The organism is Bacillus kexueae, assembly GCF_022809095.1.
GTDB lineage: Bacteria > Bacillota > Bacilli > Bacillales > Aeribacillaceae > Bacillus_BZ > Bacillus_BZ kexueae.
Genome location: NZ_JALAZE010000012.1, coordinates 14042 through 38633, shown reverse-complemented (window position 1 = coordinate 38633; position 24592 = coordinate 14042). Strand labels below are relative to the sequence as shown.

The 24592-nt window shown below is 39.3% G+C and carries 25 protein-coding genes, 1 riboswitch and 2 other annotated features; of the genes, 5 read left to right on the top strand and 20 right to left on the bottom strand.

Annotated elements, in window-relative coordinates:
• Nucleotides 1-360: 360 nt before the first annotated feature.
• The 4 genes from ML543_RS15455 to ML543_RS15440 all read right to left on the bottom strand — a co-directional run bounded on the left by ML543_RS15455 (nt 361) and on the right by ML543_RS15440 (nt 6578).
• Entirely contained in the window at nt 361-1431 is a 1071-nt protein-coding gene (locus tag ML543_RS15455) for a branched-chain amino acid aminotransferase (RefSeq protein ID WP_243388330.1), read from the bottom strand.
• Nucleotides 1432-1649: 218 nt separating this feature from the next.
• Nucleotides 1650-1898: a binding site (T-box leader), on the bottom strand.
• Between the two features lie 52 nt (nt 1899-1950).
• Nucleotides 1951-2200, bottom strand: a binding site (T-box leader).
• A 525-nt stretch (nt 2201-2725) separates the two neighbouring features.
• Nucleotides 2726-3382: an FMN-dependent NADH-azoreductase gene (locus ML543_RS15450; protein ID WP_243388329.1), complete on the bottom strand. Its 657-nt coding sequence runs from the start codon at nt 3380-3382 to the stop codon at nt 2726-2728.
• A 552-nt stretch (nt 3383-3934) separates the two neighbouring features.
• Nucleotides 3935-5896 (bottom strand): phospholipase D-like domain-containing protein, encoded by a 1962-nt coding sequence (locus tag ML543_RS15445; protein ID WP_243388328.1) that lies wholly within the window; start codon nt 5894-5896, stop codon nt 3935-3937.
• A 175-nt stretch (nt 5897-6071) separates the two neighbouring features.
• A complete protein-coding gene (locus tag ML543_RS15440) occupies nt 6072-6578 on the bottom strand; it encodes a P-loop NTPase family protein (protein ID WP_243388327.1) in 507 nt (168 codons plus the stop codon).
• Between the two features lie 88 nt (nt 6579-6666).
• On the opposite strand from ML543_RS15440, the gene ML543_RS15435 reads away from it, so the two are divergent.
• Nucleotides 6667-6894: a YuzF family protein gene (locus ML543_RS15435; RefSeq protein ID WP_243388326.1), complete on the top strand. Its 228-nt coding sequence runs from the start codon at nt 6667-6669 to the stop codon at nt 6892-6894.
• Between the two features lie 12 nt (nt 6895-6906).
• A complete protein-coding gene (locus ML543_RS15430; RefSeq protein ID WP_243388325.1) occupies nt 6907-7797 on the top strand; it encodes a manganese catalase family protein in 891 nt (296 codons plus the stop codon).
• A 66-nt stretch (nt 7798-7863) separates the two neighbouring features.
• Here the strand turns inward: ML543_RS15430 and fosB are convergent, their stop codons facing one another.
• The 16 genes from fosB to tenA all read right to left on the bottom strand — a co-directional run bounded on the left by fosB (nt 7864) and on the right by tenA (nt 20316).
• On the bottom strand, nt 7864-8286 hold the full coding sequence (gene fosB, locus ML543_RS15425; protein WP_243388362.1) for a metallothiol transferase FosB: 423 nt from the start codon (nt 8284-8286) through the stop codon (nt 7864-7866).
• Between the two features lie 16 nt (nt 8287-8302).
• Nucleotides 8303-9016 carry an AAA family ATPase gene (locus tag ML543_RS15420; protein ID WP_243388324.1) on the bottom strand — a complete coding sequence of 238 codons (714 nt, stop codon included), beginning with the start codon at nt 9014-9016 and terminating at the stop codon, nt 8303-8305.
• 4 nt (nt 9017-9020) lie between these two features.
• Nucleotides 9021-9299, bottom strand: coding sequence for a DUF3986 family protein (locus ML543_RS15415; RefSeq protein WP_243388323.1), 279 nt, complete (start codon nt 9297-9299; stop codon nt 9021-9023).
• Nucleotides 9300-9316: 17 nt separating this feature from the next.
• Nucleotides 9317-10069, bottom strand: coding sequence for an SDR family oxidoreductase (locus ML543_RS15410; protein WP_243388322.1), 753 nt, complete (start codon nt 10067-10069; stop codon nt 9317-9319).
• Nucleotides 10070-10164: 95 nt separating this feature from the next.
• A complete protein-coding gene (locus tag ML543_RS15405) occupies nt 10165-11214 on the bottom strand; it encodes a sensor domain-containing protein (protein ID WP_243388321.1) in 1050 nt (349 codons plus the stop codon).
• Between the two features lie 354 nt (nt 11215-11568).
• The gene (thiE, locus tag ML543_RS15400) at nt 11569-12225 is read right to left on the bottom strand and encodes a thiamine phosphate synthase (RefSeq protein WP_243388320.1); all 657 of its coding nucleotides are present in this window, start codon (nt 12223-12225) and stop codon (nt 11569-11571) included.
• The gene (gene thiD / locus ML543_RS15395) at nt 12225-13034 is read right to left on the bottom strand and encodes a bifunctional hydroxymethylpyrimidine kinase/phosphomethylpyrimidine kinase (RefSeq protein ID WP_243388319.1); all 810 of its coding nucleotides are present in this window, start codon (nt 13032-13034) and stop codon (nt 12225-12227) included. Before thiD ends, thiE begins: the two co-directional genes overlap by 1 nt.
• A gap of 16 nt (nt 13035-13050) precedes the next feature.
• Nucleotides 13051-14076: a thiazole biosynthesis adenylyltransferase ThiF gene (locus ML543_RS15390; protein ID WP_243388318.1), complete on the bottom strand. Its 1026-nt coding sequence runs from the start codon at nt 14074-14076 to the stop codon at nt 13051-13053.
• Nucleotides 14073-14840, bottom strand: coding sequence for a thiazole synthase (locus ML543_RS15385; protein WP_243388317.1), 768 nt, complete (start codon nt 14838-14840; stop codon nt 14073-14075). The genes ML543_RS15390 and ML543_RS15385 overlap by 4 nt, the downstream gene beginning before the upstream one ends.
• Nucleotide 14841: 1 nt before the next feature.
• Entirely contained in the window at nt 14842-15045 is a 204-nt protein-coding gene (gene thiS, locus ML543_RS15380; RefSeq protein ID WP_243388316.1) for a sulfur carrier protein ThiS, read from the bottom strand.
• On the bottom strand, nt 15036-16160 hold the full coding sequence (gene thiO / locus ML543_RS15375; protein WP_243388315.1) for a glycine oxidase ThiO: 1125 nt from the start codon (nt 16158-16160) through the stop codon (nt 15036-15038). The genes thiS and thiO overlap by 10 nt, the downstream gene beginning before the upstream one ends.
• Nucleotides 16141-16773, bottom strand: a complete 633-nt coding sequence (gene tenI, locus ML543_RS15370; protein WP_243388314.1) for a thiazole tautomerase TenI — start codon at nt 16771-16773, stop codon at nt 16141-16143. Before tenI ends, thiO begins: the two co-directional genes overlap by 20 nt.
• Nucleotides 16774-16788: 15 nt before the next feature.
• Nucleotides 16789-17583, bottom strand: coding sequence for an energy-coupling factor transporter transmembrane component T family protein (locus tag ML543_RS15365; RefSeq protein ID WP_243388313.1), 795 nt, complete (start codon nt 17581-17583; stop codon nt 16789-16791).
• Complete coding sequence (locus ML543_RS15360; RefSeq protein ID WP_243388312.1) at nt 17580-19037, bottom strand: ABC transporter ATP-binding protein; 1458 nt, start codon at nt 19035-19037, stop codon at nt 17580-17582. The genes ML543_RS15365 and ML543_RS15360 overlap by 4 nt, the downstream gene beginning before the upstream one ends.
• Before the next feature lie 12 nt (nt 19038-19049).
• Nucleotides 19050-19634 (bottom strand): ECF transporter S component, encoded by a 585-nt coding sequence (locus tag ML543_RS15355; RefSeq protein ID WP_243388311.1) that lies wholly within the window; start codon nt 19632-19634, stop codon nt 19050-19052.
• Nucleotides 19624-20316: a thiaminase II gene (tenA, locus tag ML543_RS15350; RefSeq protein ID WP_243388310.1), complete on the bottom strand. Its 693-nt coding sequence runs from the start codon at nt 20314-20316 to the stop codon at nt 19624-19626. Before tenA ends, ML543_RS15355 begins: the two co-directional genes overlap by 11 nt.
• Before the next feature lie 129 nt (nt 20317-20445).
• A riboswitch (TPP riboswitch) is annotated at nt 20446-20553 on the bottom strand.
• Nucleotides 20554-20726: 173 nt separating this feature from the next.
• Here tenA and ML543_RS15345 point away from each other — a divergent pair.
• From ML543_RS15345 to ML543_RS15335, 3 genes are all read left to right on the top strand, one after another.
• Nucleotides 20727-22313 (top strand): sensor domain-containing diguanylate cyclase, encoded by a 1587-nt coding sequence (locus ML543_RS15345; protein WP_243388309.1) that lies wholly within the window; start codon nt 20727-20729, stop codon nt 22311-22313.
• Nucleotides 22314-22420: 107 nt separating this feature from the next.
• Complete coding sequence (locus ML543_RS15340) at nt 22421-22993, top strand: DUF2087 domain-containing protein (RefSeq protein WP_243388308.1); 573 nt, start codon at nt 22421-22423, stop codon at nt 22991-22993.
• 662 nt (nt 22994-23655) lie between these two features.
• Nucleotides 23656-24582, top strand: a complete 927-nt coding sequence (locus tag ML543_RS15335) for a C40 family peptidase (RefSeq protein ID WP_243388307.1) — start codon at nt 23656-23658, stop codon at nt 24580-24582.
• Nucleotides 24583-24592 lie beyond the last annotated feature (10 nt).

Here is a 24592-nt window from a genome sequence, read left to right as displayed (position 1 = left end):
CGGCTCTTTCCCAAAAGATTGTTGCTTTCAGATTGTATAGAATTGTTGAGAATCGATTTTACCCTTTGTATGGACCGACTTGACTCGCGGGATAAAAGAGGAAAGGGTGAGCGCCCACAGTCTAATGCTGAAGAGGCTCGACTTCTCCCCCGCGGAAAGCAAGTGTCCGTAGCGTAATGGTAATAATTCTCTATACGAAAACAGCCTAATCAAAAAACGCAGACCTAAAGAATGTTCAACTTTCAGCATTCTTTAGGTCTTTATCCGGGAGTGCCCTCATAAAAATTCAAACAGCTTCTGTTGCCTCGGTATTCCTACAGCACTTATCGAATAATAGAAACATAGTCGTCAATCAATTTTTTATTTAATTTCAATTGTCCAACCAAATGTATCTTTCGTTAATCCGTATTGAAGTTGCGTAATTTCATCATATAATCTTTTTGAAAATGGACCAGTTTGATTTTCGTTAATAATCATTCGATGATCATTCCAATTTAATTCACCAACTGGGGAAATAACCGCAGCCGTTCCTGTGCCGAATACTTCTTCTAATTCTCCTCTTAAATAAGCCTCATAAACCTCTTCAATGGAAATTCGTTCTTCCCTTACAGGTACTCCCCATGATTTGAGCATCGTAATAACAGAATCACGGGTAATTCCACTTAAAATACTTCCATTAAGGCTCGGCGTTACAATTTCTCCTTTAATTTTAAAGAAGATATTCATTGACCCAACTTCTTCAACATATTTCTTCTCTTTCGCATCCAGCCATAATACTTGATCATACCCTAAATGCTCCGCTTTTTTCTGAGCGAGCAAACTAGCCGCGTAGTTTCCAGACGTTTTTACATGTCCAACGCCACCTTGAATTGCTCGAACATATTCATCTTCCACGTAAATTTTAACTGGTGTTAGCTGCCCTGCATAATAAGCCCCTACAGGCGATAAAATGATGAGAAGTTTATAGCTTTTAGATGGTCGAACCCCTAAAAACGGTTCAGTCGCTAACACGAATGGGCGAATATAAAGGGATGTTCCTTCAGCACTTGGCACCCAATCTTTCTCAATCTCAAGCAATTGTTTAAGACCATCTAGTAAGAGCTCTTCATCAATTGTCGGCATACACATGCGATGTAATGTTTCATTGAGTCTTCGAATATTTTTGTCTGGACGGAATAAAAGAACTCGACCATCATTCGCTCGATACGCTTTTAATCCTTCAAATACAGCTTGCCCGTAGTGGAATACAAGTGCACTCGGATCAAGCATGAGCGGTTCGTATGGCGCGATTCTCGGAGCATGCCAACCGCTTTCTTCATTGTAATCCATGATAAACATGTGATCGGTAAAATATTTACCGAATCCTAATACAGATGGCTCTGGCTTCGCTTTTAACTGACTTGCTTTTGTAAATTCGATTACTTGATTCATTATGAACACCCCACTCAATTTATTTAAAGCGTTTCATCCCTAAAGTATTGATATGCTATTACTTATGCTTGAAGAAAATGTCCCAACCTCACAATCTTCACGATTGGCTCATCCCCTTTCCATTAATCTAAAATCATTCCCACTCCCTAAGCTTCTAGCACTTTGAAGGTAAAAAGAAAAATCGCCCCAACCGAAAGTACCCGTAAGGATACGACGGTTGCTGAGGCGATTTCTTCGCGGTACCACTCAGCTTCTCTGTACTCTTCACAGAATACAGACTCTGCAAGTCAAAGAGTTGACTTCTCTTCTTAACGGAAGACTCCGTTGCTTCATACTCAGGCGTTAATCCTTTTCTAAAGCAAAGCTCAGAGGTGACTTTCAAAGTGAGATAATGGCTACCCTTTCAGCCACGAGGTAGCTCTCTTCACATTAGAGCTCACTCTTACTCTCCTCTTCTACGCATTAATATCCAATTATCAAATAGAAAACTCGCCCCCCAACCCACACTAAATTCTGGATTGTTGAGGCGAGTAACATCGCGGTACCACTCAACTTCTCTACCCACTTCACAGAGGATAGACTCATAAAGTCAAAGGAATGACTTACTTGCTAACGGAAGGTCCCGTTGCTTCATACTCAGGCGTTAGTCCCTTTCTAAAGCAAAGCTCCAAGGCGATCTTCAAAGAGGATGAACGGCTATCCTTTCAGCCAAGGGACAGCTCTCTATACGTCAGAGCACTCTTTTACTACTCCTTTTCAAAGCCTTTTAATATTTTAATAAGTAATTTTTTCAATAATTTTGAAATGATTATAACGACTTTTCCAAGTATCGTCAATACATTTATTTAAAATTTTCAAAATATACACGTTTTTAAGAATTGTTATCCAATACAACACTTTAGTTTACATTATTACTTTTACAACCCAATAAGAAAACTTAACACAACGCACCAGCCACTTGCTTTCCCCGGAGAGGAAGTTAGCACCCCGGCATGCGCCTCTAGGTTCTCGCCCCATAAATTTAACTGGAGTCAAGTCTCTCCATTACTCAGAGCAAAATTGACCGTGAACAATGTAGTCAGTAATACTAAATCTACAATCTTTTAGAAAGATCCTTTAGTAATCTCAATGTATGACTTATGTAAAAACAGTATTCGTAAAAAAACAGAAAGAACTGGTCTTTCGTCGAAGAGCACTGGAGGACTTGCGCGAAACAATCGTCACAACATCAGGGTTAATGATAAAAAAGTGCCTTAGAAATCGAAGTTGATTTCCAAGACACTTTTTAAAAGTTTTACGCCTTTACAGCTTCTGCACCAAATGTTTGAGCAACTTGTTTCGCTTCTTCAATTGCTTTCGCTTTAATATCTTCAGCTTTCTCTGGCATGAAGTTAACCCCTTCAACAATAATGGATTGAACATCTTTTACACCAAGGAAGCCTAATACCGTTTGAAGGTAGCGATCTCCCATTTCCATATCTTTTGCAGGACCTTCTGAGTAAATTCCACCACGCGCTTGAATGTGAAGAGCTTTCTTACCTTCAAGTAATCCTACTGGCCCATTCTCTGTATACTTAAATGTTTTTCCTGCGATTGAAATGTTATCAACGTACGCTTTCATAATAGCAGGGACAGAGAAGTTCCATAACGGTGTAACGAATACATATTTATCTGCTTCCATGAATTGCTCAAGTAATGTGTTCATCTGGCCAACTTTCGCTTGCTCTTCTGCAGTTAATGCTTCAAATGCAGTTCCTTGTTGAAGCTTACCCCACGCACTCATAACATCTTCATCAATTAATGGAACATTTGTCTTATATAAATCTAGCTTAATAATTTCGTCTTGAGGATTCGCTTGTTGGTAAGCAGCTAAAAACTCTTCTCCAACTTGTAAACTAAAAGATTGCTCAGTCGTTTTTGGATTTGCTGTAATATATAACACTTTACTCATTTGTACATCTTCCCTTTCTTTTCTAAAGAAATTTTTTATAAAATCAAACATAATTTGTAATTCTCCTCACTACAAAGTGGTTACTGAAACGACTATTATGCTGTTGGAAGCTCACCTCCAAGATATACCTCAAAATCATATATTAAGAAATCGAGATATATGATTAAAAAAATTTCACCCAAAATCATTTCAGTACCAAATATCTTAACTTCGAGATTTATTATAGTATGGTTTTCTATAACCGTCAACTCATTTAATTAAAAAACATTTCAAGAAGTAAGAAACACACATGATTTTACACTCACACCCCGGACATGAAAATTTGTTCTCCCCGGGGTTTCCTTTCTACCATCTACCTATCATGATCGATCATTCAGCTCATAGGTAATTTTTATTTTCATAGAAAAAGCGCGAAGCGACCCGAGCTGATAGCGCTTGGAGCTAGACACCCAAAAAAACTGTAAAGAGAATACTTTTAACACTTTATTGAACTTAAACTTTCTGTAACAAAAAAATCAAACCTTTGGGGTTGTTCCCAAAGGTCTGAAAGAACTAATTTGCCGGGATTTGTCCACCCGCTTGAGCATAGCGCGCATAAAACTCTTGCACGAATTGGTTTGTAATTTGGTCATCGTGTATGATGAGCATATTCTCATCATTCACACTGTTCCCATTCTCACTCCAGTTGGTCGATCCAATGACTACTGTAGGATCACTCGTTGTTTCTGCATCTATTAGCATGGTCTTACTATGGAGCTTTCGGGTTTCTTGATCACTGTATACAGGGGCAGGATTAGCCCAACGTGTATTAGGGTTATTCTGACTCGATTGAGAGGCTGTACGCCCCGTCATATCCACACTTGCTGACCACCACATATTCCAATAACTCGAATCGAAAACACCTTTTAAATCAAACCCTGTTAGCGTCCCTTCCAAATCTTGATAAGAGCCTTCCCATTTATACTTTAACTCGTCAAGTAATGCTTGGTCACTCCAGGCGAAAATAGAAAAATACGTATTATAATCTGCTTGATCTTTAACCAAATTTGTTAACTTACCAATGGCATCGTCCCCAGGAGAAAAATAAACCTCTACTGTCTTTCCTCCTACGCTTACAATATGGCTCGTGTTATCCGTTTTACGTGAGCTAAAATTCGCTACTGATGGATTTGGAATATCCGAGGAGCTTCCCCACATTTCCTCAAATTCGGTTCGATAAATCGCTGCTAGTTCTGGTGAATGAACCTCAACTACGTGCTGTTGATTTCCATCCAGAATTCCTGCACTCATATTCGTTTCATCACCATACAATCCTGTAACAGTGAAATTCCAGCTACCTGTAAACACCCATTTTCCATCGACAATTGCAAACTTATTATGCATTTGGTTGTCAGGGGAATAATAAGCGTTTGGAGCTTTTTCTTCAGCATCAACAAATAGGCGTCCGGTGACATTTTGACTTCCAACAGCTACCATTACTTCAGGAATATCACTCGCGCTAGAAGGTAGCCCAAAACTGATTCGCTTTGTGCTATCCTCAACGGCAAACATAGGGGAATCAGAGAAAACCACAATATCATCACTTGTACCTAATAATAAGTCCTGACCCCGAACCATTTTTTCAACATATAGGCGCATTGTTTCAAAGCGTTCAGCATAATATGGGTCTTCGGAATCTTTTGAATCTGCAATAACACGTACTTGTACACCTTGAGCAGCTTTTTGAATCAATGTATCAACAACGTTTGGTAAGTTAATTTCATATGTAGCAAAGTCAATACTTGTTGTAGCCTGATTTAATCGATGAATTAATCGGTTTTCTAAGTTAACATTATAATTCGCTTCGTTATCAACAGAAGCATACTGTGTCAGTGCACATTTATTAAAATAAACGTTAATAGCACCCAACGCTTCAGAAACTTGATTTAAATGTTCTTCCGTTGAACTACAGCCTAGCTGAGTTGAACGATTTTTTGCTTTAGGGGTTCCATACCCTTCTGTGTAAAGCTCTGTTGCAGTAAGCCAGTTGCTCGACAACGCTCCACTTTGTGTAGGGTCCTTCCGCTCCATCGTTGCTTTTGAATCGTTATCTCCTGCATACCATGCATCAACTACATCTACGATATTCCCTTGAGCATCTTTTAATTCAAGTACTTCACCTGAATTACTAAGAGAGCCACTATAAATAAGGTCTGCTTGAACTCCTGATACTGTTTGATCATCTGTTCGTTCAAGAATAAAGTAACCGTTTGCAGGAATGGACCCAGATAAGGCGATGGAAGGAGAACCATCCGTAGCTGATAATGTCCATCCTGTAAGCGCTACCTCTTCTCCCGAATTGTTGTATAGTTCAATCCATTCATCGTTATAGCTTACATTCGTCCCCATCCATGCTATCTCATTAATTACCACATTTCCGACGGTACTAGCAGTTGCAATAGATGTCTGTTTTATCGGTACTGCCATCGCAATGAGGATTGACCAAACAACCAATCCCTTCAAGAACTTTTTCATCGTCAACTATCACTCCTTTTTCTTCACCTACTTTCTTATATTAATAGAGATATAGATTCGACTTCCATATGTAAATTAAAAATTATCATAAAATTTACAATAAATATTAGATTTCCTTCAAAGGTTTTGTCGATTTCCGGGGAAATATGAAGAAATGTCAGTTATAATGGTGGCATCAGTTCTTCAACAATCGCTCTTCATCTTCCTTGTTTCGACAAACCCTAACATCCTTTCCTTGTGCTCTACATTTCAGAACGAGTTGTCGAAACTCCTTCCTTCGATTATGATAGGTCGACACGATAAATCGGAGAAATGACCATGAGAACCGTTCTGGACATCCAGCAGTCATTTCTGGCCTCGTTGTCCCTTTATACTGTAACGTTCTTTTTAATACACGATACAAACACATCCATAACGGGCGTTCTATGTAAATAATCGTATCCGCCTCTTTGAGCCTTAATGGGAGAGTACTCGTATAATTCCCTTCAATGATCCACTTCTCTTGAATGACAATCTCCTTCATTTTGCACTGAAACTCTTCTTCTGAAGCCTCCTTCCACCCTCGTTTCCAATACAATGCATCTAAATGATAGACAGGTAGATTCCATTTCTCCCCTACCTGTTTAGCCAACGTTGTTTTTCCTACCCCTGAAGAAACGCCAATCACAAGTACCTTTTTCAAAATACTACCCCTTTCTGAACAATAATTGTTTTATAGGCAACCTCTTCATTCATATACTTGTAACGATTGTTTGCAAAGGAGGGTTATCATGTCCAATCAATCTATTTTCTATAGCCTTTATGATCATTACTTATATCAGTCATTGAATTCGATGACCGGAAGAAAAATAACCGTACAAACAACCCAAGGTACGATCCGAGGAAAGCTACAGACGGTAATGCCTGATCATATAGTCGTCGAGATGAATAGCACCCCTTTTTTCGTTCGTATGCAGCAAGTTGTATGGGTATTTCCAGTTCATGAGGCAAATGGATAAGGAGGGTCCCAATTGTTTAAACGATTAGACCGGTTACTCATTGAATTACCAGTTCCTGAATACGGTGATAAAAATGCTGCCGCCGCTGTGCAAGAGCTGTTAGGTGGCAAGTTCGGTGAAATGTCGACACTGAATAATTACATGTTTCAATCATTTAACTTTCGTGGTAAGAAAAAACTCAAACCCTTTTATGATCTAGTCGCAAGTATTACGGCAGAGGAGATGGGGCATGTCGAGCTTGTCACCACTTCTATCAATCTATTATCAAAAAATCAAACATTCTCCGGTTCCCCAGATGAAACGCCTCTTCGTGCTGGATTAGATGCTCGAAACACTTATTCATTTATCGCAACTGCTCAAACGGCGCTCGTTGGAGATTCAATGGGCAGAGCTTGGTCAGGGGACCATGTCTTTAATAGCGGAAACCTCGTTTTAGACTTATTACACAATTTTTTCTTAGAAATTGGCGCCCGTACGCATAAGATGAGAGTCTATGAAATGACGGATCATCCTACTGCACGCGAAACGATTGGGTACTTACTCGTACGAGGTGGAGTTCATGTTGTGGCCTATGCAAAAGCAATTGAGATTGTGACAGGTATCGATTTAACGAAGATGCTGCCCGTCCCAGACCTCGATAATTCGAAATTTGATTATGCGCGAAAATATGAACAACAAGGTTTAGATAACATTTTATATACTTGGAGTAATCACGATTACAAAGACATATCAAAGATTTGGAAAGGTACCCACCCTCTTAACGGAAGACCACTTGAAGTCATAGAAGGCAATCCGAAAGGCGCACCTATCCCTGATTTAGATGATTTACCAGAAGAGTTCGCCCCAGGGATTAACAAGGATGATTACATTCGAATTGCCAAAAAACTAATGGAAAATTTATAGCCATTAAAGGAAAGTGAAGGAATAATGTAAAACCCTTCACTTTTTGTTTTGATTCATCAACTGGTATTAAGTATAAAAGGTCATATCTTGATTCACTTCCTTATAGTAGCGAAGACGTTCTTGTAAAGTCCCTGTATGAAACTCAAATAAGTGACCGTCTGGATCGGTGAAATAAATCGAACGCTTTTCCTTTTCTTCTCTGTCTCTACCAGGTAAAATTCGGACGTTAAGATTCTTCAACTTTTCATGTGTAAATTCAAACTCTTCTTCCTCAATGGAAAATGCGATATGCGTATAAGAATGAAAAATCTCCGTTCTCGAAATTTCCTTCTGAACATTTAACGCTAGCCAAATTCCATTCAAGTCAAAGTAAGCCATTTTAGGCCCTTTAACGAGTAGTTTTGCCTCAAAAACTCGTTGATAAAATTCAATAGATTTTTCTAAATCCGATACCGAAAAAGTTAAGTGGTTAACCCCTCGTATTGACATCATCTCTCCCCCAGTCTCACTCTTCAAAAAGCGTTTTTAAAAACTTCTCACGATGCTGTAAAAAGTATCTGGTTAGCTGATAATGTTCGGTCTCTTCATATTGTATTTCTTGAACCTTGCCACCATCAAAGCTGTAGATTATCGCATCGGGGTAGCCGAGTAGAATCGGTGAGTGAGTGGCGATAATAAACTGGCATTGACCTTGTAGATCATGAATAATTTTCAAGAGCGTTAATTGCCGCTGTGGAGATAAGGCGGACTCTGGCTCATCTAATAAGTAAATGGCTTTACCATTAAAGCGATTTAAAAACAACGATAAATACGATTCTCCATGGGACTGTTCATGTAAGGACCTTCCACCATAGTTTGCATACCCCGTATCATCAATTTCATCAATATGAGAAGCAAACTGATAAAACGATTCCGCTCGTAAAAAGAAGCCATTTGTCACTTTCGGAAGCCAAGATAAACGAATATAATCTCCTAAGGCAGAATGCGCTGCATGTACATCGTATAGATTATTACGACTTCCTCCTGCTGTGTGGAAGCCACATTGATAGGCAATCGCTTCCAATAACGTCGATTTACCCGTTCCGTTCTCACCAACAAAAAAAGTCACATTAGATGTAAGTGGTAATTGATCTAATGATTGGATGGCAGGTATGTTGAACGGATATTCCGTCTTCTTTGTAACTTCATGCCACTTCATCGATACTTGTTTTAAATACATAAACTCACCCTATATAGGAATTGAAAAGTAGCCATTCTTTCAATCTCTCACACCCTTCTTCGTATGATAGGTCTTCATTATCTATTGTAAAAATATAGTATCCGTATGATGGCCAATATTTCGATTGATCACGAATACTTAGTGAAGTATCTTCCTCGAGAAATACATACCACTTCTCTTCGTTTTTGACTTTATAGGCAACGGCTTCGATATCTTCATTGTTCTCATAATACCCAAGATGTAGATGCATAGTTGGATCAAACACTATCTTTTCCTTCATCATTCCTTCTTCCTTTCACACTACGATCTAAAAAATCCACCTTCAGAATGAATGACCTGACCCGTAATCCAATTGGCTTCCTCACTTGTTAAAAATGTAACAATTCGTGCGGCATCATCTGGTTGTCCAATTCTTCCCATCAAAAACTTCGGTTGTAAAGCATCTTTAATCTCTTCTGTCATCCAACCCGTATCCGTTGGCCCAGGATTTACAGCATTTACGGTTATACCTAATGGAGCAACCTCAGCAGATAAAGACAGGGTAAAGGCCGAAATCGCTCCTTTTGTAGCAACATACGCCAACTCATGTGGCATGGGTCCCTGTTCCTGACCGGATATCATTTGAACAATTCGTCCACATGTTAAGCCATGTCGCTTAAATCGTCGAGCAAATTCAACGCTCAACAGCATCTTTGCCCTCATATTCACAACATAATGTTCGTCAATGATCTCACTGCTTAAAACGTCAAAACCATCCCTTCTAGAATGCGCAGCATTATTAATCAATATCGTTGGAACGCCCATTTCTTCTGTAACCTTATCAAATATTTGGCGTTCGATTCCTACTTGGCCTAAATCACACGCCATTCCGAGACAATTCACACCCCATTGTTGGATCTCGCTTGAGAACTCTTCCTCCCATCCATCATGACTATCCCAATGGATAAAAAATATCGATACTCCATCTTGAGCAAGCCTTCGACAAATGGCTGCACCTATTCCCTTTGAATGACTAACACCTGTTACAACAGCAATCGGTTTACTCACAGTCATCCCTCCCCCCATTTCATAGTAGGAGAATCCATAAAGGTTGTAAATAATTAGGAAGATGAATACAGAGAAAAAGCCATCGTTCAGTCGAACGATGGCTAGGAAGAAAATATTTCGTATGTGTTTTTCCCGCTAAATTTCGCTAAATACATGGCTTGGTCAGCACGGTTAATTAACGTCTCTTTATCCATTCCATCGTTTGGATACATGCTGATGCCTATACTCAGTGAAATCGATGTCTCATGGTCACAGATAAAGTAAGGACGCCCCACATTTTCCACAATTCGTTTTGCAATGTGCTCGACCTCTTGTTTACTCGTTTGTTCAAAAACAACTACAAATTCATCTCCACCAACGCGAGCAATTAAATCTTCTTCTCGGATGCAGCTCTTCATACGTTTTACCACTTCTTTTAGCAACGAATCCCCCACTTCATGACCAAATGTATCATTGACTAATTTAAAATCATCCAAGTCTATAAACATGACTGAAAGGGGGTCTTGATGACGCTTCGAACGCGCAAGCGCTTTTTTTATGTGTCGATCTAACAATTTACGATTCGGTAAATCTGTTAGATCATCAAAGTACGCCATTTGTTTTAATTTCAATTCAACTTGTTTTCTTTCTGTAATGTCAATCATTTGACCATTGATCAAAAGAACTTTACCATCTTCTCCGACAATTGGGGTCGCTATCTTCATAATCCACTTTTCCCCATCTTTAGGGTGCTGAATACGAAATTCAATCTTAGTCGAATCTCCTTCCAGCAATCGTTTTTTATCCTTTATTAACGCATCCCAATCCTCTTGATGAACAATTTCTTTCCACAAATTCTTGGACTTTTTCAACTGTTTTTCAGGATAACCAAAAAGCTGCTCCATTCCTTTTGAAAAATACAACTCTTCATTCGTTAAGTCCCAAACAAAGATGGACCCACTGAAAGAGTGGATAAGCGAGCCATATCCTTGTTTTTTTAAATGTTCTTTTTTTGCGGAGCGATGATCGTCATTTCGTCCCAATGACCAAATGAACGGAAATAAAAGTACACATAGCCAAATAAACGTTTGATTAAAGGTAACGGAGATGGAAATGACTACAACGAGAAAAGTGATCATATAAACTGAAACCTTTCGACCTATCTTCGTCATTTTCTCACCTAATTTATCATAAATTTAATACGACATTATATGACATATATCGACATATTTCTTCTTTCTTCTACTATATTCATAAAAAACATTTCCGTCTATTTATTTTCTATAGTAAATGTTTACAATTAACTATACGATGTTTGTTACCTTTGATTGTACTTTGAAGGCTTTCCACTGAGAGGAAGTCCTCTCCATATTACATAGAGTAAAATACCTTGAGCGATGTATTTTTTAGTATGATATTTTGAAAGAGACCTTGCCCAATAAAAAGAAAAGCAGATGAACGAATGGTCATCTGCTTAAGTTCTGTCTCGATTATTCCAGTATAAACATCATGCAAACGAAGCGTTTTTACAAATAAGCTTTCACTTGACTTGTTTGAAACTCTTGTCGTAAAAGACGAGCCGACTCTTCAATGGAAAATGCCTTACTTATAGCGGAGATGACTGCAATTCCATCTGCCCCTCGTTGAGCGATTTCTTTTACTCGACCACTGCAAATTCCACCGATTCCTACAAGCGGAAGATGAATACCAGCTGCGCGAATTTCTTCAATCACTTTTGGACCACGCACTCTTTGTATGTCTTTTTTAGTTAAAGTCTCATACATTGGACCGACTCCGATATAATCCGCTCCTAATTTTAGGGCTGCCTTTGCTTCCTCAACATTATGAGTGGAGATACCTAATATTTTCTTTCCAACCAAGTTTCGGATCGTTTCAATATCACCATCATCCTGCCCAATGTGGACTCCATCTGCGCCGATAGAAAGCGCAAGCTCGACATCGTCATTCACAATAAAGGGAATCCCGTGCTCCTGACATATCGCCTGTAAATCTGTAGCTAAATTTCGCTTATCTTTGCCTACTAAACTTCCTTCCCCTTTTTCACGAAACTGAAACATCGTAATGCCACCTTTTATCGCTTCAGTCAGAACCTCACGTGGATTCTTCAAGCAGTTCGTACTCCCCATAACAAAGTAGAGCTGCAAACTTTCCCGTTGAAACATTAAAGCACCACCTCATGACGCTTACGGTATGCCCAATGATTCGTAGGACCGTGTCCTTCTCCAATTCCTAGCTCGTCTTCAATCGCTGCGTGGATGAAGATTTTTGCCGTCTCCACCGCTTCAACTACCGAACTTCCTTTCGCTAAAGAAGCTGTAATCGCAGCCGCAAACGTACATCCCGTTCCATGTGTATGCTTCGTTTGGAGACGTCGACTTTCCCATTCGTAAAAATGTTCACCATCATATAACAAATCAATGAGACGGTCGCTTTGATCGTGTCCACCCTTCATCACAACAAACTCTGCTCCTAAATCATGAAGTCTCTTTGCCGCTTCTCTTCGTTCTTCTAGCGTGTGAATCTTTCTATCCGTCAGCACTTCCGCCTCTGGGATATTCGGTGTAATAACTTTTGCTAATGGGATAAGTTGCTCTTTCATAGCTGTAACAGCTTCTTCTTGTAAAAGAGGAGCACCGCCCTTTGCAATCATTACCGGATCAATCACGAGGTTTTTCATTTGGTATCGGATTACTCGTTCCGAAATTGCTCCTATAATTTCAGCACTGAAGAGCATCCCTGTTTTTATGGCATCCGGTCGCAAATCACTCTCAATTGAATCGATTTGTTGGACGATGGCCTCGACAGGTATTGGGTATACACCTTGAACACCTAAAGTATTTTGTGCCGTAATCGCTGTTATTGCTGACATCCCAAATACTCCAAGCTCTTGAAACGTTTTTAAATCCGCTTGAATGCCTGCGCCTCCCCCACTATCTGAACCAGCGATTGTTACCGCTTTAGGAATCCCCATCTTTTCCTCCCCCTTACTAGCCTAAATATCGATGATAAATGGATTTTGCTTCTTGAATATCTTTTGTCCCATGCACGAGGGCCCGCCCGTCACGAAAGACCACTAATCTCCGTTGGTCCGCTTGAAATGAAAGCAAATAAGGGTTCACTTCCACCTTCATCCCTTGATTGATAAGTCGCTTAGCCAACTGATTTAAATCGAATGATTCAGAATGAGATGGACGTATTTGCACGGAATCACGCCCACACAATACAGCTGTCTTCATTTGTCCTTCATACGTCAAATGTGGATACGTCCGATGTTCACCACATGAAGGACACTCCCTCTTCTTGACCTTATCCACTCGAATAGAGGAATGTTGGTTTTTCCATAAATCAAAAGATTGTAATTTACCGCTTAATGCTTCCCAATCTTCCACTAAAATCTTTAATGCTTCCGCTACTTGATAGGACACGACCATTTGCACAGCCGGACTAATAATGCCAGCCGTATCACATGTTAATCCCCCTAACGGAACAGTTTCGAGTAAACATTGTAGACAGGGGGTTTTGCCCGGAAGAATTACATAACTAAGCCCATAACTCCCTACACATGCGCCATAAATCCAAGGAATTTCGTACTTTTGGGAGACATCATTTATTATCATTCGGATGTCAAAGTTATCCGTAGCATCAATCATTAAGTGTGGACGATCCGCTCGAACAAAACGTTCTAATTCGGTAGCCGTCACATCTTTCACAATCGCTTCCACTTCGACATCTGAGTTAATGGTCAATAATCGTTTTTTCGCAGCGATTGCCTTTGGCAAGCGATTTTGTGCCTCTTCTTCCCCATAAAGGGTTTGACGCTGCAAGTTACTCCATTCGACATAATCCCGATCAAATATCGTAATCTTTCCGATACCAGCCCGAACAAGACTTTCCGCATTGATGGTTCCTAATGCACCGGCACCAATTAATAAAACATGCTTCGATTTTATCTTTTGTTGACCTTCTTTTCCGATTGGTGCGAACAATTCCTGTCTTGAATAGCGGTCATTCAAACTGTACTCATTCCTTCCATCGGACTACTTGCCGTTGCATAGCGCTTTTTCGGGATTCGACCTGCTTCATATCCTAATCTTCCCGCTTCGATTGCCAGCTTCATCGCCTTCGCCATCTTAACAGGATCCTCCGCTCCAGCTACAGCCGTGTTCAAGAGAACGCCATCTGCTCCTAATTCCATTGCATGCGCCGCATCGGTTGGACTTCCAACGCCCGCATCTACAATAACAGGAACTGTTGCTTGCTCAATAATTAAACTAATATTTAGTGGGTTAATAATCCCTTGACCCGATCCAATTGGCGAAGCACCTGGCATAATGGCATGACAACCAAGCTCTTGTAAGCGTCTTGCTAATATCACGTCATCCGATGTATACGGTAATACAATGAATCCTTCTTCTAATAACATCTCAGAAGCTCTTAAGGTTTCGACTGGGTCTGGAAGAAGTGTTTTCGGACAGCCAATGACTTCTACTTTAATCATGTCGCAAAGGCCTGAAGCTTTCGCTAATTTTGCAATGCGAACCGCTTCCTCCGCAGTCTTTGCCCCAGCCGTATTCGGTAGCAACTTATATTTTTCTAAATCGAGCTTTTCTAAAAAGTTCGGTTGATTTGGTTCAAAAATATTCATTCGTCTGACAGCAAACGTTAATACTTCCGTTTCAGATACTGCAACCGCTTCTTTTTGCACATCAAAATTTGGGTATTTACCTGTCCCAAGCAATAATCTAGATTGAAATTCATAAGGTCCGATTTTTAACATTTCATCCGCCTCCTACAAAATGTACGATTTCGACTTTGTCACCATTTGAAAGCTTTGTTTCGGCAAAGTGACTTCGCTCAATAATAGATAAATTCACTTCGACCATAGCAATCTTTTCATTCAGTTGAAAATGTGTGAGTAAATCCGCTACCGTTAATACGTTAGTCGGTAGCTTAATAACCTCCCCGTTAATGGTTAGTTCCATATTGTTTCCTCCTCATAAATCCGCTCCAGTTGAAAAGGGGTAAGATCATATTTGCACTCTTTCCCTTCTATTAAATCCGCCATTACAACACCTGTTATTGGACTTAATAAAATTCCATTTCGATAATGACCACTCGCAATCCAAACACCTTTTATGGATGGATGTTCTCCTAAGATTGGCAACCCATCTTTCGTTTGAGGGCGAATGCCGCTCCACATTCTTTCGATAACCCCCTCACGCAACTTCGGTAAGAGAGATTGCGCTCGGTCCAATAAGGAGGTCAACCCTTGAACCGAAACCGATTTATCGTACGAATGGGGAACTGACGTCGCACCGATAAAAAGACGATTGCCTTTTTTAGGGACAATATAGCAACCATCCTTTGAAAAAACGGTCGCTTCTACTAATGGTTCCTTTGTTACGATAGAGACGCATTCACCTTTAACCGGAAAGACCCAATCCGTTTTGAGCAATTGATTCGTCCAGGCACCACCAGCAACGACAACGTACTTGGCGTGAAATTCACCCTTTGTTGTTTTTATTCCCCTAATGGAATCATGTTCTGTTAAGAAATCGAGAACTTCGGTGTTTTCCTTAACGACGGCACCAAGTTGACAAGCAGCTTTACAAAAGGCTCTTGTCATGTCAGCGGCACGTACTTGCCCATCATTTGGGATGTACATAGCTCCTTTGGAATGGTTAATGTTTGACTCCAGCTTTTGCAGCTCCTTCTCATGGAGCCATTCAACCTTTTCACCTTGTTCCTTCCAAAATGTGAAATGACTAATTAATTCTTGAAAATGTGCATCGTTTGTGGCCATTTTGATCAACCCTTTTTGGACAATTCCAATGTCTATCTTCGTGACTTCTTCTAATTCTTCGACCAATGTAGGAAACAGTTTTCGACTATCAAGAGCTAACGGGATTAAGGGATGTTCTGAGGAGAATTCAGATTGTGCACCGAGCATTCCAGCAGCTGCACTTGACGCCTCACAACCCATTTCATTTTTCTCTACAATTAATACCCTTGCTTGACGCTTAGCCAGTTGATACGCAATGGAGCTCGAAATAATGCCCCCGCCAACTAAAATGACATCAAACGTATTCTTGCTCATACTCTTCCCTCCTCCCATTTAATTGCTCTCGGTATGCTTTTACTGCTTGAAGGGGATTATCTGCTTTTAAAATCCCAGACAATACCGCCACACCTCCTACACCTGCACCCTTTAATAAAGGAATGTGCTGTGGCTTAATCCCTCCAATTGCAATAACAGGAATGGTAAGGCGACTGGATAGAAGCTTTAACTCTTCCACTCCTTTAGGTGTTCGACCTTCCTTACTACTCGTTTCGAAAATATGACCATATATACAATAGTCCGCCCCTTCCTTTTCAGCCTGAATTGCTTCATCGAGTGAATGGACTGACCGGCCAATTCGTAGGGAAGGAAAACTCCTCCTTACAATCGCTGGATTTAAGCTATGATAGGCAAGTTGAACACCCGCTACTTCTAACGCAAAAGCGACATCGACTCGATCATTGACCACAATCTTTTTCTTTGGAACCCCACTTTGGACAAGCTGTAAGATTAACTCTGCTACTTCTTTCGCTGACCTTTCCTTTTCGCGAATATGAATGAAATCAACGTACGGGTGAATTTGCACTAACCGCTCTTTTAGATCATGAAGCGAATGGGTTCCTGTCGTAATAACGTGTAGCTCTCTTTTCATCAAAATCCTTCTTTCTTATCGAACATCTGTAACAGGAAAATAAGGAGACACTTGAGCTAGATAATAGGAAAGTACGAGAAAGAATAGAACAACTACTACAAACGAAAGGTCCTGTAACCGAACTGGGACGGAATAGTAATACGTTCGCTCCCGTTCATTTGAAAACTGCTTTGCTTCCATTGCCACTGCTATGCGCTGAGCACGTCTAATGCTTTGGGATAATAAAGGAACAGCGTACCGTTTCATTTTTTCCCATACGCCTTTTATCCCTTTCTTATAGGTAGCTCCCCGTACTTTTTGCGCCTGATGAATGGTCTGAAATTCTTCCATCATTATCGGAATAAGACGGATTGCCGCTAAAAAGCTATATGCATACTTCGGTTTCAGCTTCAACTGCTGCATCAAGGAATAAAACAAATAAACAGGTCTTGTCGTTAATGAAAATAAAAGCCCTAGCAAAGCGAACGTTAACGCTCGGAAACCTAAGTGGATTCCACGATAAAAACTTTCCTCCGTAATATGAATAAGCCCCCATTTAAACCATGTCGTCTCCCCATTCCCGAAAAAAATCATCGACGACGCTGTTGAAAGAAAAATAAAAATAAACGGCAATAAGAGAAGGAGAAGCCATTTGAACGGATAACCTGTAAAACCGATAAACAATAAAAGAAAGGCAATCGTTAAATTCAGTAACCAGTTCGGATTATGAATGAGCAAAACAACTAAAAATAACCCTAGCATGACGAATAGCTTTAAGCTTGGATTTAATCGATGCAGCCATGTTTGTCGATAGGAAATATTCAATCTCATGCCCACCCCTCCTGCACGTGTAAAGATTGCGGACGAGTTAAAGCTTCAACTTGTACTAATTGACCGTTCTCGATGACCCACCTTTTAGTCGCAAAATGTTCGACAATCTCCTCATCATGTGTCACCATTACAATCGTCGTCCCTTTTTGACGCAATTGTTCTAATAGCTCTAATAATGCGAAAGTATTTCTCGCATCTTGCCCAAACGTCGGTTCATCTAATAAAAGTAGTTTTTGTTGGTTCATAATTGAAGCAGCAACACTTAACCTTCGCTTTTGCCCCATGGATAATTGATAAGGATGTAAATGCTCCAATCCCTTTAGATGGAATAAGCGAAGGAATTCTTCAACCTTTTGCTCAATTGTCTGTTCGTCCTCCTTGTTCAATCGCAAGCCAAAAGCAAGCTCTTCATAAACAGAATCGCTGACAAATTGAAATTCAGGATTTTGAAAGACAAACGCTATTTCTTGAAAGAGATTCTTAATCTTCTCAATCGATACTCCTTCAATTTCGCACAAACCTTTTGATGGAATTAATTTCGTCATCGCTTGTAAAAGGGTGCTCTTTCCCGCTCCATTTTCTCCTGTAATCACAAGCCAATCTCCCCGACAGATTGCTTCTTCTTCAACTGAAACCTTCACTTCTTTTTTTCGGATGCCAAAAAAGTTGCGAAAACGAACGACTTCCTCCTTTGGATGAGTGACGGCATCTATTCGTTTCTTTTTTTTGTAGTCCTCCCAAACCGTCGGGTACCAGATTCCGTGATTTTGTATGACAGCTTTATACTGATGAAAAATCATGTTTTTCGGTCCATCCGCCAAAATTTCACCATTTTCTCCAAACAGAATGATGCGATCAACGAAATCCAGCACATGATCGATTTTATGCTCAACGATTAAAACGGTTTTACCTATTGAAACTTGCTTAATGGTTTCCCAAATTTCTTCTGTTCCCTTCGGATCAATTAGCGCCGTTGGTTCATCTAAAAATAAAACCTCAGGTTGCAACAACAAAGCAGCTGCAATCGCTAACCGTTGCTTCATTCCTCCCGAAAGAGTGTTAATTTCAACATGCGGGTCTTTCAAATGAAGGCCTACTTTGGAAAGTATTTCAGATATTTGTAGGTCCATTTCTTCCCGAGGAATCTGAAGATTTTCCAGTACGAATGCCAGCTCTTCATCGACATACGGCATGCAAAACTGAGCGTCTGGATCTTGAAAAACATATCCCCATCGACCCGGAACCTTTTGTTCCTCCACCTTCATCGGCAAATCGATTGCTTTTGGAATCAACCCTGCTAACACTTGTAGCAAGGTTGACTTCCCGCACCCAGAAGGACCTAGGAATAACACTTTTTCTCCTTTTTTGAATGAAAGGGTGAGGTCCTTAAACAAGAGCGTATCTTGCCCAGGGAACTTTAGTCGCAATTTATTCACATATGCTGCTTGTTCCATCCTCATCACCTACTATTGATTGAGCGCATCATAATCTTCTTGAGAAGCTGGACGAACAAGTTGTGTGACCCCTGTGGATTCAAGCGCTTTAACAAGGTAATAAGCAAAGAATCCTGAAATGATAATCGCCCCGATGAATCGCGCTCCGATAAACAGCGTTAAATTCCACACAGCCAGTTCATCGATGTACCCTTTATAAAAGTCCATAATAAGCGAACCAACTGTTGACCCTATTGCGGCCAATGATACGACTACTAAATCAAAACGCTTATAGCGAAAGGCTGCAAAAACCGCTTCAGCTAACAAACCTTGGATAAATCCATAAATTAAAACTTCAAGACCCCATTCAGATCCTGTAATAAACTCACCTGATGCTGCAGCTACTTCGGCTAAAAGCGCAATCCCCGGCTTTCGAATAATTAAAAAGGCGACCGTTGCCGCGATAAACCACATGCCGTAAATCAGTTGATCAATATGAAGACCAAACGGTTTGACAAAGTAATAAAAAGGCCCCCAAAGCTTATACACAATCCCGAATACTATTGCAATGACAACGGTTGTTAAAATATCAACTAACTTTAATCCTTTAGTTTGCATCTTTCACTTTCTCCTTTTCTTCAACTGGCCATTGTTCTAGCGTATACGCCATTTCCCAAAACGAATATTCGTATTGACTACTAATGATAAAATGCTGCTCCATACGTTTTCGATCGGCTTCTGTAACTTGTTCAGCGATACGATCGAGGCGTGCAATTTGTTCTTCTACTAACGTTCTAAACCACTCGGAGCCATAGGCATCAATCCATTCTTGATAAATCTCCTCACCTGGCTTTGAACCTTTCAAGCGTTCCCCAATCTCGTAATACAACCAGTAACACGGTAAGATTGCTGCTAAAATATCCCCGACATGCCCCTCATAGGCAGCTCGGTACATATGAGATGTATACGCATATGCCGTTGGAGCTGGCTGAAAAGTTTCCTTTTCCTCTTGTGAGATTCCTAGCTTTTTAGAGAAATTTTCGTGTAACGAAAGCTCGGCTTCATACGTATTTTGCGCATGATTGGCAAAACTTGCTGTCATGCTAAGATCTGTTGCCTTCGCTGCCCCGAGCGCTTGAACGCGCGCGAAATGACTTAAATAATAAGAATCTTGCAAAACATAATAACGAAAACAACGCAAATCAAGGCTTCCATCAGCTAACTTCGTGACAAAGGGATGGTCAAAACTCGCTTCCCAAATTGGATTTACTTTTTCTCTTAGTCTCTTTGAAAATGACATCGGAATCCCTCCAATAAAATGTAGTGCACAGATGGCGCCTATTCTGTGTTTATGGCCATGAAAAAAACCACTTTCCTTTTGCGTAAGGAAAGTGGTTTGGAAATTCATTAGAAATCATAAAGTATATGTGTTCCGCCACTTCCACTTCCCTACGCTAGTATGATCTAGATCAGGTTCTAAGGGTCTCAAAGAAACACTTTGATCTCAGCCCTTGATAGGGCACCCCTAGTGGATAAGCATTGAATATTCAATTTATTTTCTGCCATTTATCATAACACAACTTATGAAACTGTCAAATAGTTTTAAGATAGAATTTTTTATAGTCAAATATGTTCGGAATCTTTAAAATAATAGTTGTTCTACATATAGGTGTATAGATCTACTTAGCGAATAGTCTGAAGGTGGTAAAAATGGGAATACGCTTAAAAGTCCGCATGACAGTCTTTTATATTTTGATTGTTGCTGTAGTCGTGATTATCCAACTCTTAATTACCAATACATATATATTCAATCAATATTCGAAAATCGAAGAAAAAGATACAGCTGATCGCATTAAAATTATTATCAATTACTTATCGAAAGATCTGGATGAACTAGTAAGCTTAAGCATTGATTGGGGGGCATGGGATGCAACGTACCAATTCATCGACGACTTAAATGATACATATATTCAAGAAAACTTAGTCGACCGAACCTTTCACGACAATCACTGGAACTTCTTCGCACTTATTCGTTCTGACGGCGAAATTGCTTATCAAAAAAGTTACCAAATCGAAGGCATTAAAGATACAGAGCTTCCAGAAGGGCTTCATCATTTCTTAAAAAGACAAGATCAAATTACCCAGCTGACCCAACAAGGCATGGCCGGTATTCTTCCAGCTGATGGTCATTATTTTTTAGTTTCCTCCTATCCCGTTTTAACATCCACACTTGAAGGAGAACCGAAAGGCGCCTTATTGGTTGGACGTTTAATCGATGAAGCGTGGTTAAACCGATTCATTGGTGACATTCAAATGCAAGTCGAGTTAATAGACATACAAGACCCGTACATTGAGGAAATTCTATTCGGTGATGTTCCACTTCAATCTCATGAATCACGCTATTTAGGAACGACTTATTTCACACAACAGAATTCATTCGAACAAGAATTATCAACAGGTTACATTTTCTTTAAAAGCATGGAAGGCCATGACGCATTCGTACTAAAATTTCATAAAAATATGGATTTCTATCAAAAGGGCAAAGATAGCTCGCTCTATTTCCTGCTCATCCTTGGCTTTATTTTCGGTGTAACCTTCTTATATAGCTGGATTTTTTTAAATAAACATATTTTGCGACGGTTAAATTCCATTAAAGAACAAATTGAAGAGATGGAGAAACTAAAGGACTTTTCAAAAGTCCTCCCTCTATCAGAACAAAGGGACGAAATTACGTTTCTAGAAAATGAATTTAACAAGCTTATTGCATCGGTAAACAAAAGTTATCATGCACTCAAACATAAAGCTCATCACGATCCATTAACAGGACTTCCTAATCGCGAACACTTTTATGAACAAGTTGAATCATTAATTCAAACGAAATACGGCTATCGCTTGTCTGCTGTTTTTTACATTGACCTAGATGGCTTTAAAGCAGTAAATGATACGTACGGTCACCACATCGGTGATGAGTTACTTAAGATCATTAGTCAAAAGTTTTCAACAATCAATCGAGAAGATGTAATCGTCTCACGCATAGGGGGAGATGAGTTCTTGCTGTTCTTACCAAATATCGATACGAAACAAGAAGCCGAAAAATTCGCTGAAATCCTGATTCAACAATTGAAAGATTGTAAAAGCATTCAAAACTTCCCAATCGAGCTATCTGCAAGTATTGGGATTAGCTTCTACCCAGAACATAGTACCGACTTAAAAACGTTAATTAAATTTGCCGATGAATCAATGTACACTGTAAAACGGAAGCATAAAAACGGTTTTCATACGTACTTCGCCTCATAAGAATAATGAGAAAGGGACCTGCACTCCCTTTCTTTTTTTATTGTATTTACATGTAAATTAGATTATCATCTAATTAGATACTAATTAAATTACGGGAGGCTTTTCATATGCAATTAAGTCGACTTGTACATTTTCATAAGACGTTAGGCGATCCAACTAGAATTCGCATCCTCGCGTTACTACGAGAAGGTCCCTTACACGGTCAAGCCATTGCTGGAAAGCTGGGGTTAAAGCCACCAACAATCACACACCATATGACAAAACTTCGTGAAATTGGCGTCATTACAGAAAGACGTGAAAAAAACACCATCTACTTTTCGCTGAATACGAAGAAGCTTGAATACAGTGCCTCAGCCATTATAAAACTAGTAACGAATCCTACCCGAAACGAAGAAATCAAGGCAAATGAAGAGGAGCGCCATAAAGTTCTGTCTAACTTCTTTACACCAACGGGAGCATTAATATCTATACCTGCCCAACGGAAAAAGCGACTAATCGTACTAGAGCATATAGTGAAAGGTTTAAAGGTTGGGGTTGTTTATGATGAGAAAGAAATAAACGACTATCTCAAACAGTTCCACGAAGATTATGCAACCTTAAGAAGAGAACTAGTCATGAATCACTTTATGTTTAGAGACAAAAATCAGTATGAATTAAATCCACCTGAGTTTTGGGCATAGGTATACAAAAATTTTTAGACAACTAATTCGATATTCATCTAATTAATTTTAACTACTATGGATATAGTTTCAGCCTCAAATCAACTTCAAATATAAAGAGGAAGCAACGATACTCCCGTTAAGAAAAGTTGCTTCCTCGTCTATTCAAAAGATAAAAAGTTAAGGTTTCGGATTAATCAAAGTCCATGAAATTCCGATCATAAGGAACGTAAAAATAAGAATAAACACATTCAAGCTAATTCCCCAATAGGCATACATCTTGGAACGCCTCTTTGTCCATAATCCAATAAAACCAATGACAAGCCCGATTATCGGGAGTTTAATGATGAAGAAATCGGGAAAAACATCTCTTTCGAATAACAACGATGCATTTAACCCTGCAAGTGCGACTAATGCGGTTTTTGAATTAAAGAAACCCAATTTAAAATTATAAAATTGGTTATTTTATACTATTTTTTGTTTTTTTATTGTTTTTATTTACAAAACACACTAAGGTAATATATGTAATTTTTTGAAGGAGGTTTATTTATGGAGATAAAAAATTATGTAAAACTGTTATCAAATCACAAAAACATTACTTTGAGTGAATAAGAGAGAGACTGATTCAGAAATTTATAAACTCTTAATTATATTTCTTGGTATATTCAAGGAGGAAATAGCATATGAAGATGAAATCTCTATTATCAGCAACATTATGTATCATTTTTTTTCTTAATATGTGGTCATCAGTCCATGCAGAGAACAATAATGTACTGCATTCTAATAAACAGATAGAATCATTTATTAATGAAGCAGATAATATTCTCATGAATAGTTCCCCACAGAACATGCAATGTTATGATATTTGTATCCAAAAACAGCAAGTTCATGTTGATGACTTATTGACAGAAATAAACAACTTACACATTAAAGTTGAAGATTATTTAAATTCTTTTCAAAATAACGACATATATAATTCACCTTCACTTGAAGAGTTGGTAGAAAAGTTAGATAAATTAGACTTAAAAGCCAATTCACTAAAGAGTAAAAAATATGATATAAAAACTTCGGTAGACGTACAGGGACTAGCTAGTACTTCTTCTTCTAAGAATTGGCGTTATGGAGATATTTTATATTATGGTGTCGGTAGCGATAATGCTGCTGGTGAACCCTCTTTTACAGGCCATACAGCTGTTCTATCTACAACAGATTATTATGTAATTGAAGCCTCCAAGACATCTAATTCCGGAAATAAAGTGCATCATTGGAATAGAAGTAATCTTTGGAAAGGCGCCTCAGGAATTAAACAATATAAAGTTACTAATTTATTTGGAAAAGATGCTTCAGCGACTCAAAGAAAAGAAGCAGTAAACTTTGGATTAAAACAAAAAGGTGATCCTTATAAATTAAAGACAGCCCTTTGGACAAACGACTATTGGTATTGTTCTAAACTGACTATGCGACAATGGTATAGTGCAGGGTATGATCTAAGAGGAGCAAGAGGGATGCACCTTTCGGGTTATGTACTTGTGATTCCTCTTGATATTAGAATAGATGCAAATACACGTTTGGTAAAAGATTGGGGTAGTACTCTCCCTAGTAAAATTTAAAAATGCATAA

Excerpts from the sequence above, each read along its gene's own strand:
- ML543_RS15455 (WP_243388330.1), bottom strand. The coding sequence starts at position 1,431 with ATGAATCAAGTAATCGAATTTACAAAAGCAAGTCAGTTAAAAGCGAAG.
- ML543_RS15450 (WP_243388329.1), bottom strand. The coding sequence starts at position 3,382 with ATGAGTAAAGTGTTATATATTACAGCAAATCCAAAAACGACTGAGCAA.
- ML543_RS15445 (WP_243388328.1), bottom strand. The coding sequence starts at position 5,896 with ATGAAAAAGTTCTTGAAGGGATTGGTTGTTTGGTCAATCCTCATTGCG.
- ML543_RS15435 (WP_243388326.1), top strand. The coding sequence starts at position 6,667 with ATGTCCAATCAATCTATTTTCTATAGCCTTTATGATCATTACTTATAT.
- fosB (WP_243388362.1), bottom strand. The coding sequence starts at position 8,286 with ATGTCAATACGAGGGGTTAACCACTTAACTTTTTCGGTATCGGATTTA.
- ML543_RS15420 (WP_243388324.1), bottom strand. The coding sequence starts at position 9,016 with ATGTATTTAAAACAAGTATCGATGAAGTGGCATGAAGTTACAAAGAAG.
- ML543_RS15415 (WP_243388323.1), bottom strand. The coding sequence starts at position 9,299 with ATGATGAAGGAAAAGATAGTGTTTGATCCAACTATGCATCTACATCTT.
- ML543_RS15410 (WP_243388322.1), bottom strand. The coding sequence starts at position 10,069 with ATGACTGTGAGTAAACCGATTGCTGTTGTAACAGGTGTTAGTCATTCA.
- ML543_RS15405 (WP_243388321.1), bottom strand. The coding sequence starts at position 11,214 with ATGACGAAGATAGGTCGAAAGGTTTCAGTTTATATGATCACTTTTCTC.
- thiE (WP_243388320.1), bottom strand. The coding sequence starts at position 12,225 with ATGTTTCAACGGGAAAGTTTGCAGCTCTACTTTGTTATGGGGAGTACG.
- thiD (WP_243388319.1), bottom strand. The coding sequence starts at position 13,034 with ATGGGGATTCCTAAAGCGGTAACAATCGCTGGTTCAGATAGTGGGGGA.
- ML543_RS15385 (WP_243388317.1), bottom strand. The coding sequence starts at position 14,840 with ATGTTAAAAATCGGACCTTATGAATTTCAATCTAGATTATTGCTTGGG.
- thiS (WP_243388316.1), bottom strand. The coding sequence starts at position 15,045 with ATGGAACTAACCATTAACGGGGAGGTTATTAAGCTACCGACTAACGTA.
- thiO (WP_243388315.1), bottom strand. The coding sequence starts at position 16,160 with ATGAGCAAGAATACGTTTGATGTCATTTTAGTTGGCGGGGGCATTATT.
- tenI (WP_243388314.1), bottom strand. The coding sequence starts at position 16,773 with ATGAAAAGAGAGCTACACGTTATTACGACAGGAACCCATTCGCTTCAT.
- ML543_RS15365 (WP_243388313.1), bottom strand. The coding sequence starts at position 17,583 with ATGAGATTGAATATTTCCTATCGACAAACATGGCTGCATCGATTAAAT.
- ML543_RS15360 (WP_243388312.1), bottom strand. The coding sequence starts at position 19,037 with ATGGAACAAGCAGCATATGTGAATAAATTGCGACTAAAGTTCCCTGGG.
- ML543_RS15355 (WP_243388311.1), bottom strand. The coding sequence starts at position 19,634 with ATGCAAACTAAAGGATTAAAGTTAGTTGATATTTTAACAACCGTTGTC.
- tenA (WP_243388310.1), bottom strand. The coding sequence starts at position 20,316 with ATGTCATTTTCAAAGAGACTAAGAGAAAAAGTAAATCCAATTTGGGAA.
- ML543_RS15345 (WP_243388309.1), top strand. The coding sequence starts at position 20,727 with ATGGGAATACGCTTAAAAGTCCGCATGACAGTCTTTTATATTTTGATT.
- ML543_RS15340 (WP_243388308.1), top strand. The coding sequence starts at position 22,421 with ATGCAATTAAGTCGACTTGTACATTTTCATAAGACGTTAGGCGATCCA.
- ML543_RS15335 (WP_243388307.1), top strand. The coding sequence starts at position 23,656 with ATGAAGATGAAATCTCTATTATCAGCAACATTATGTATCATTTTTTTT.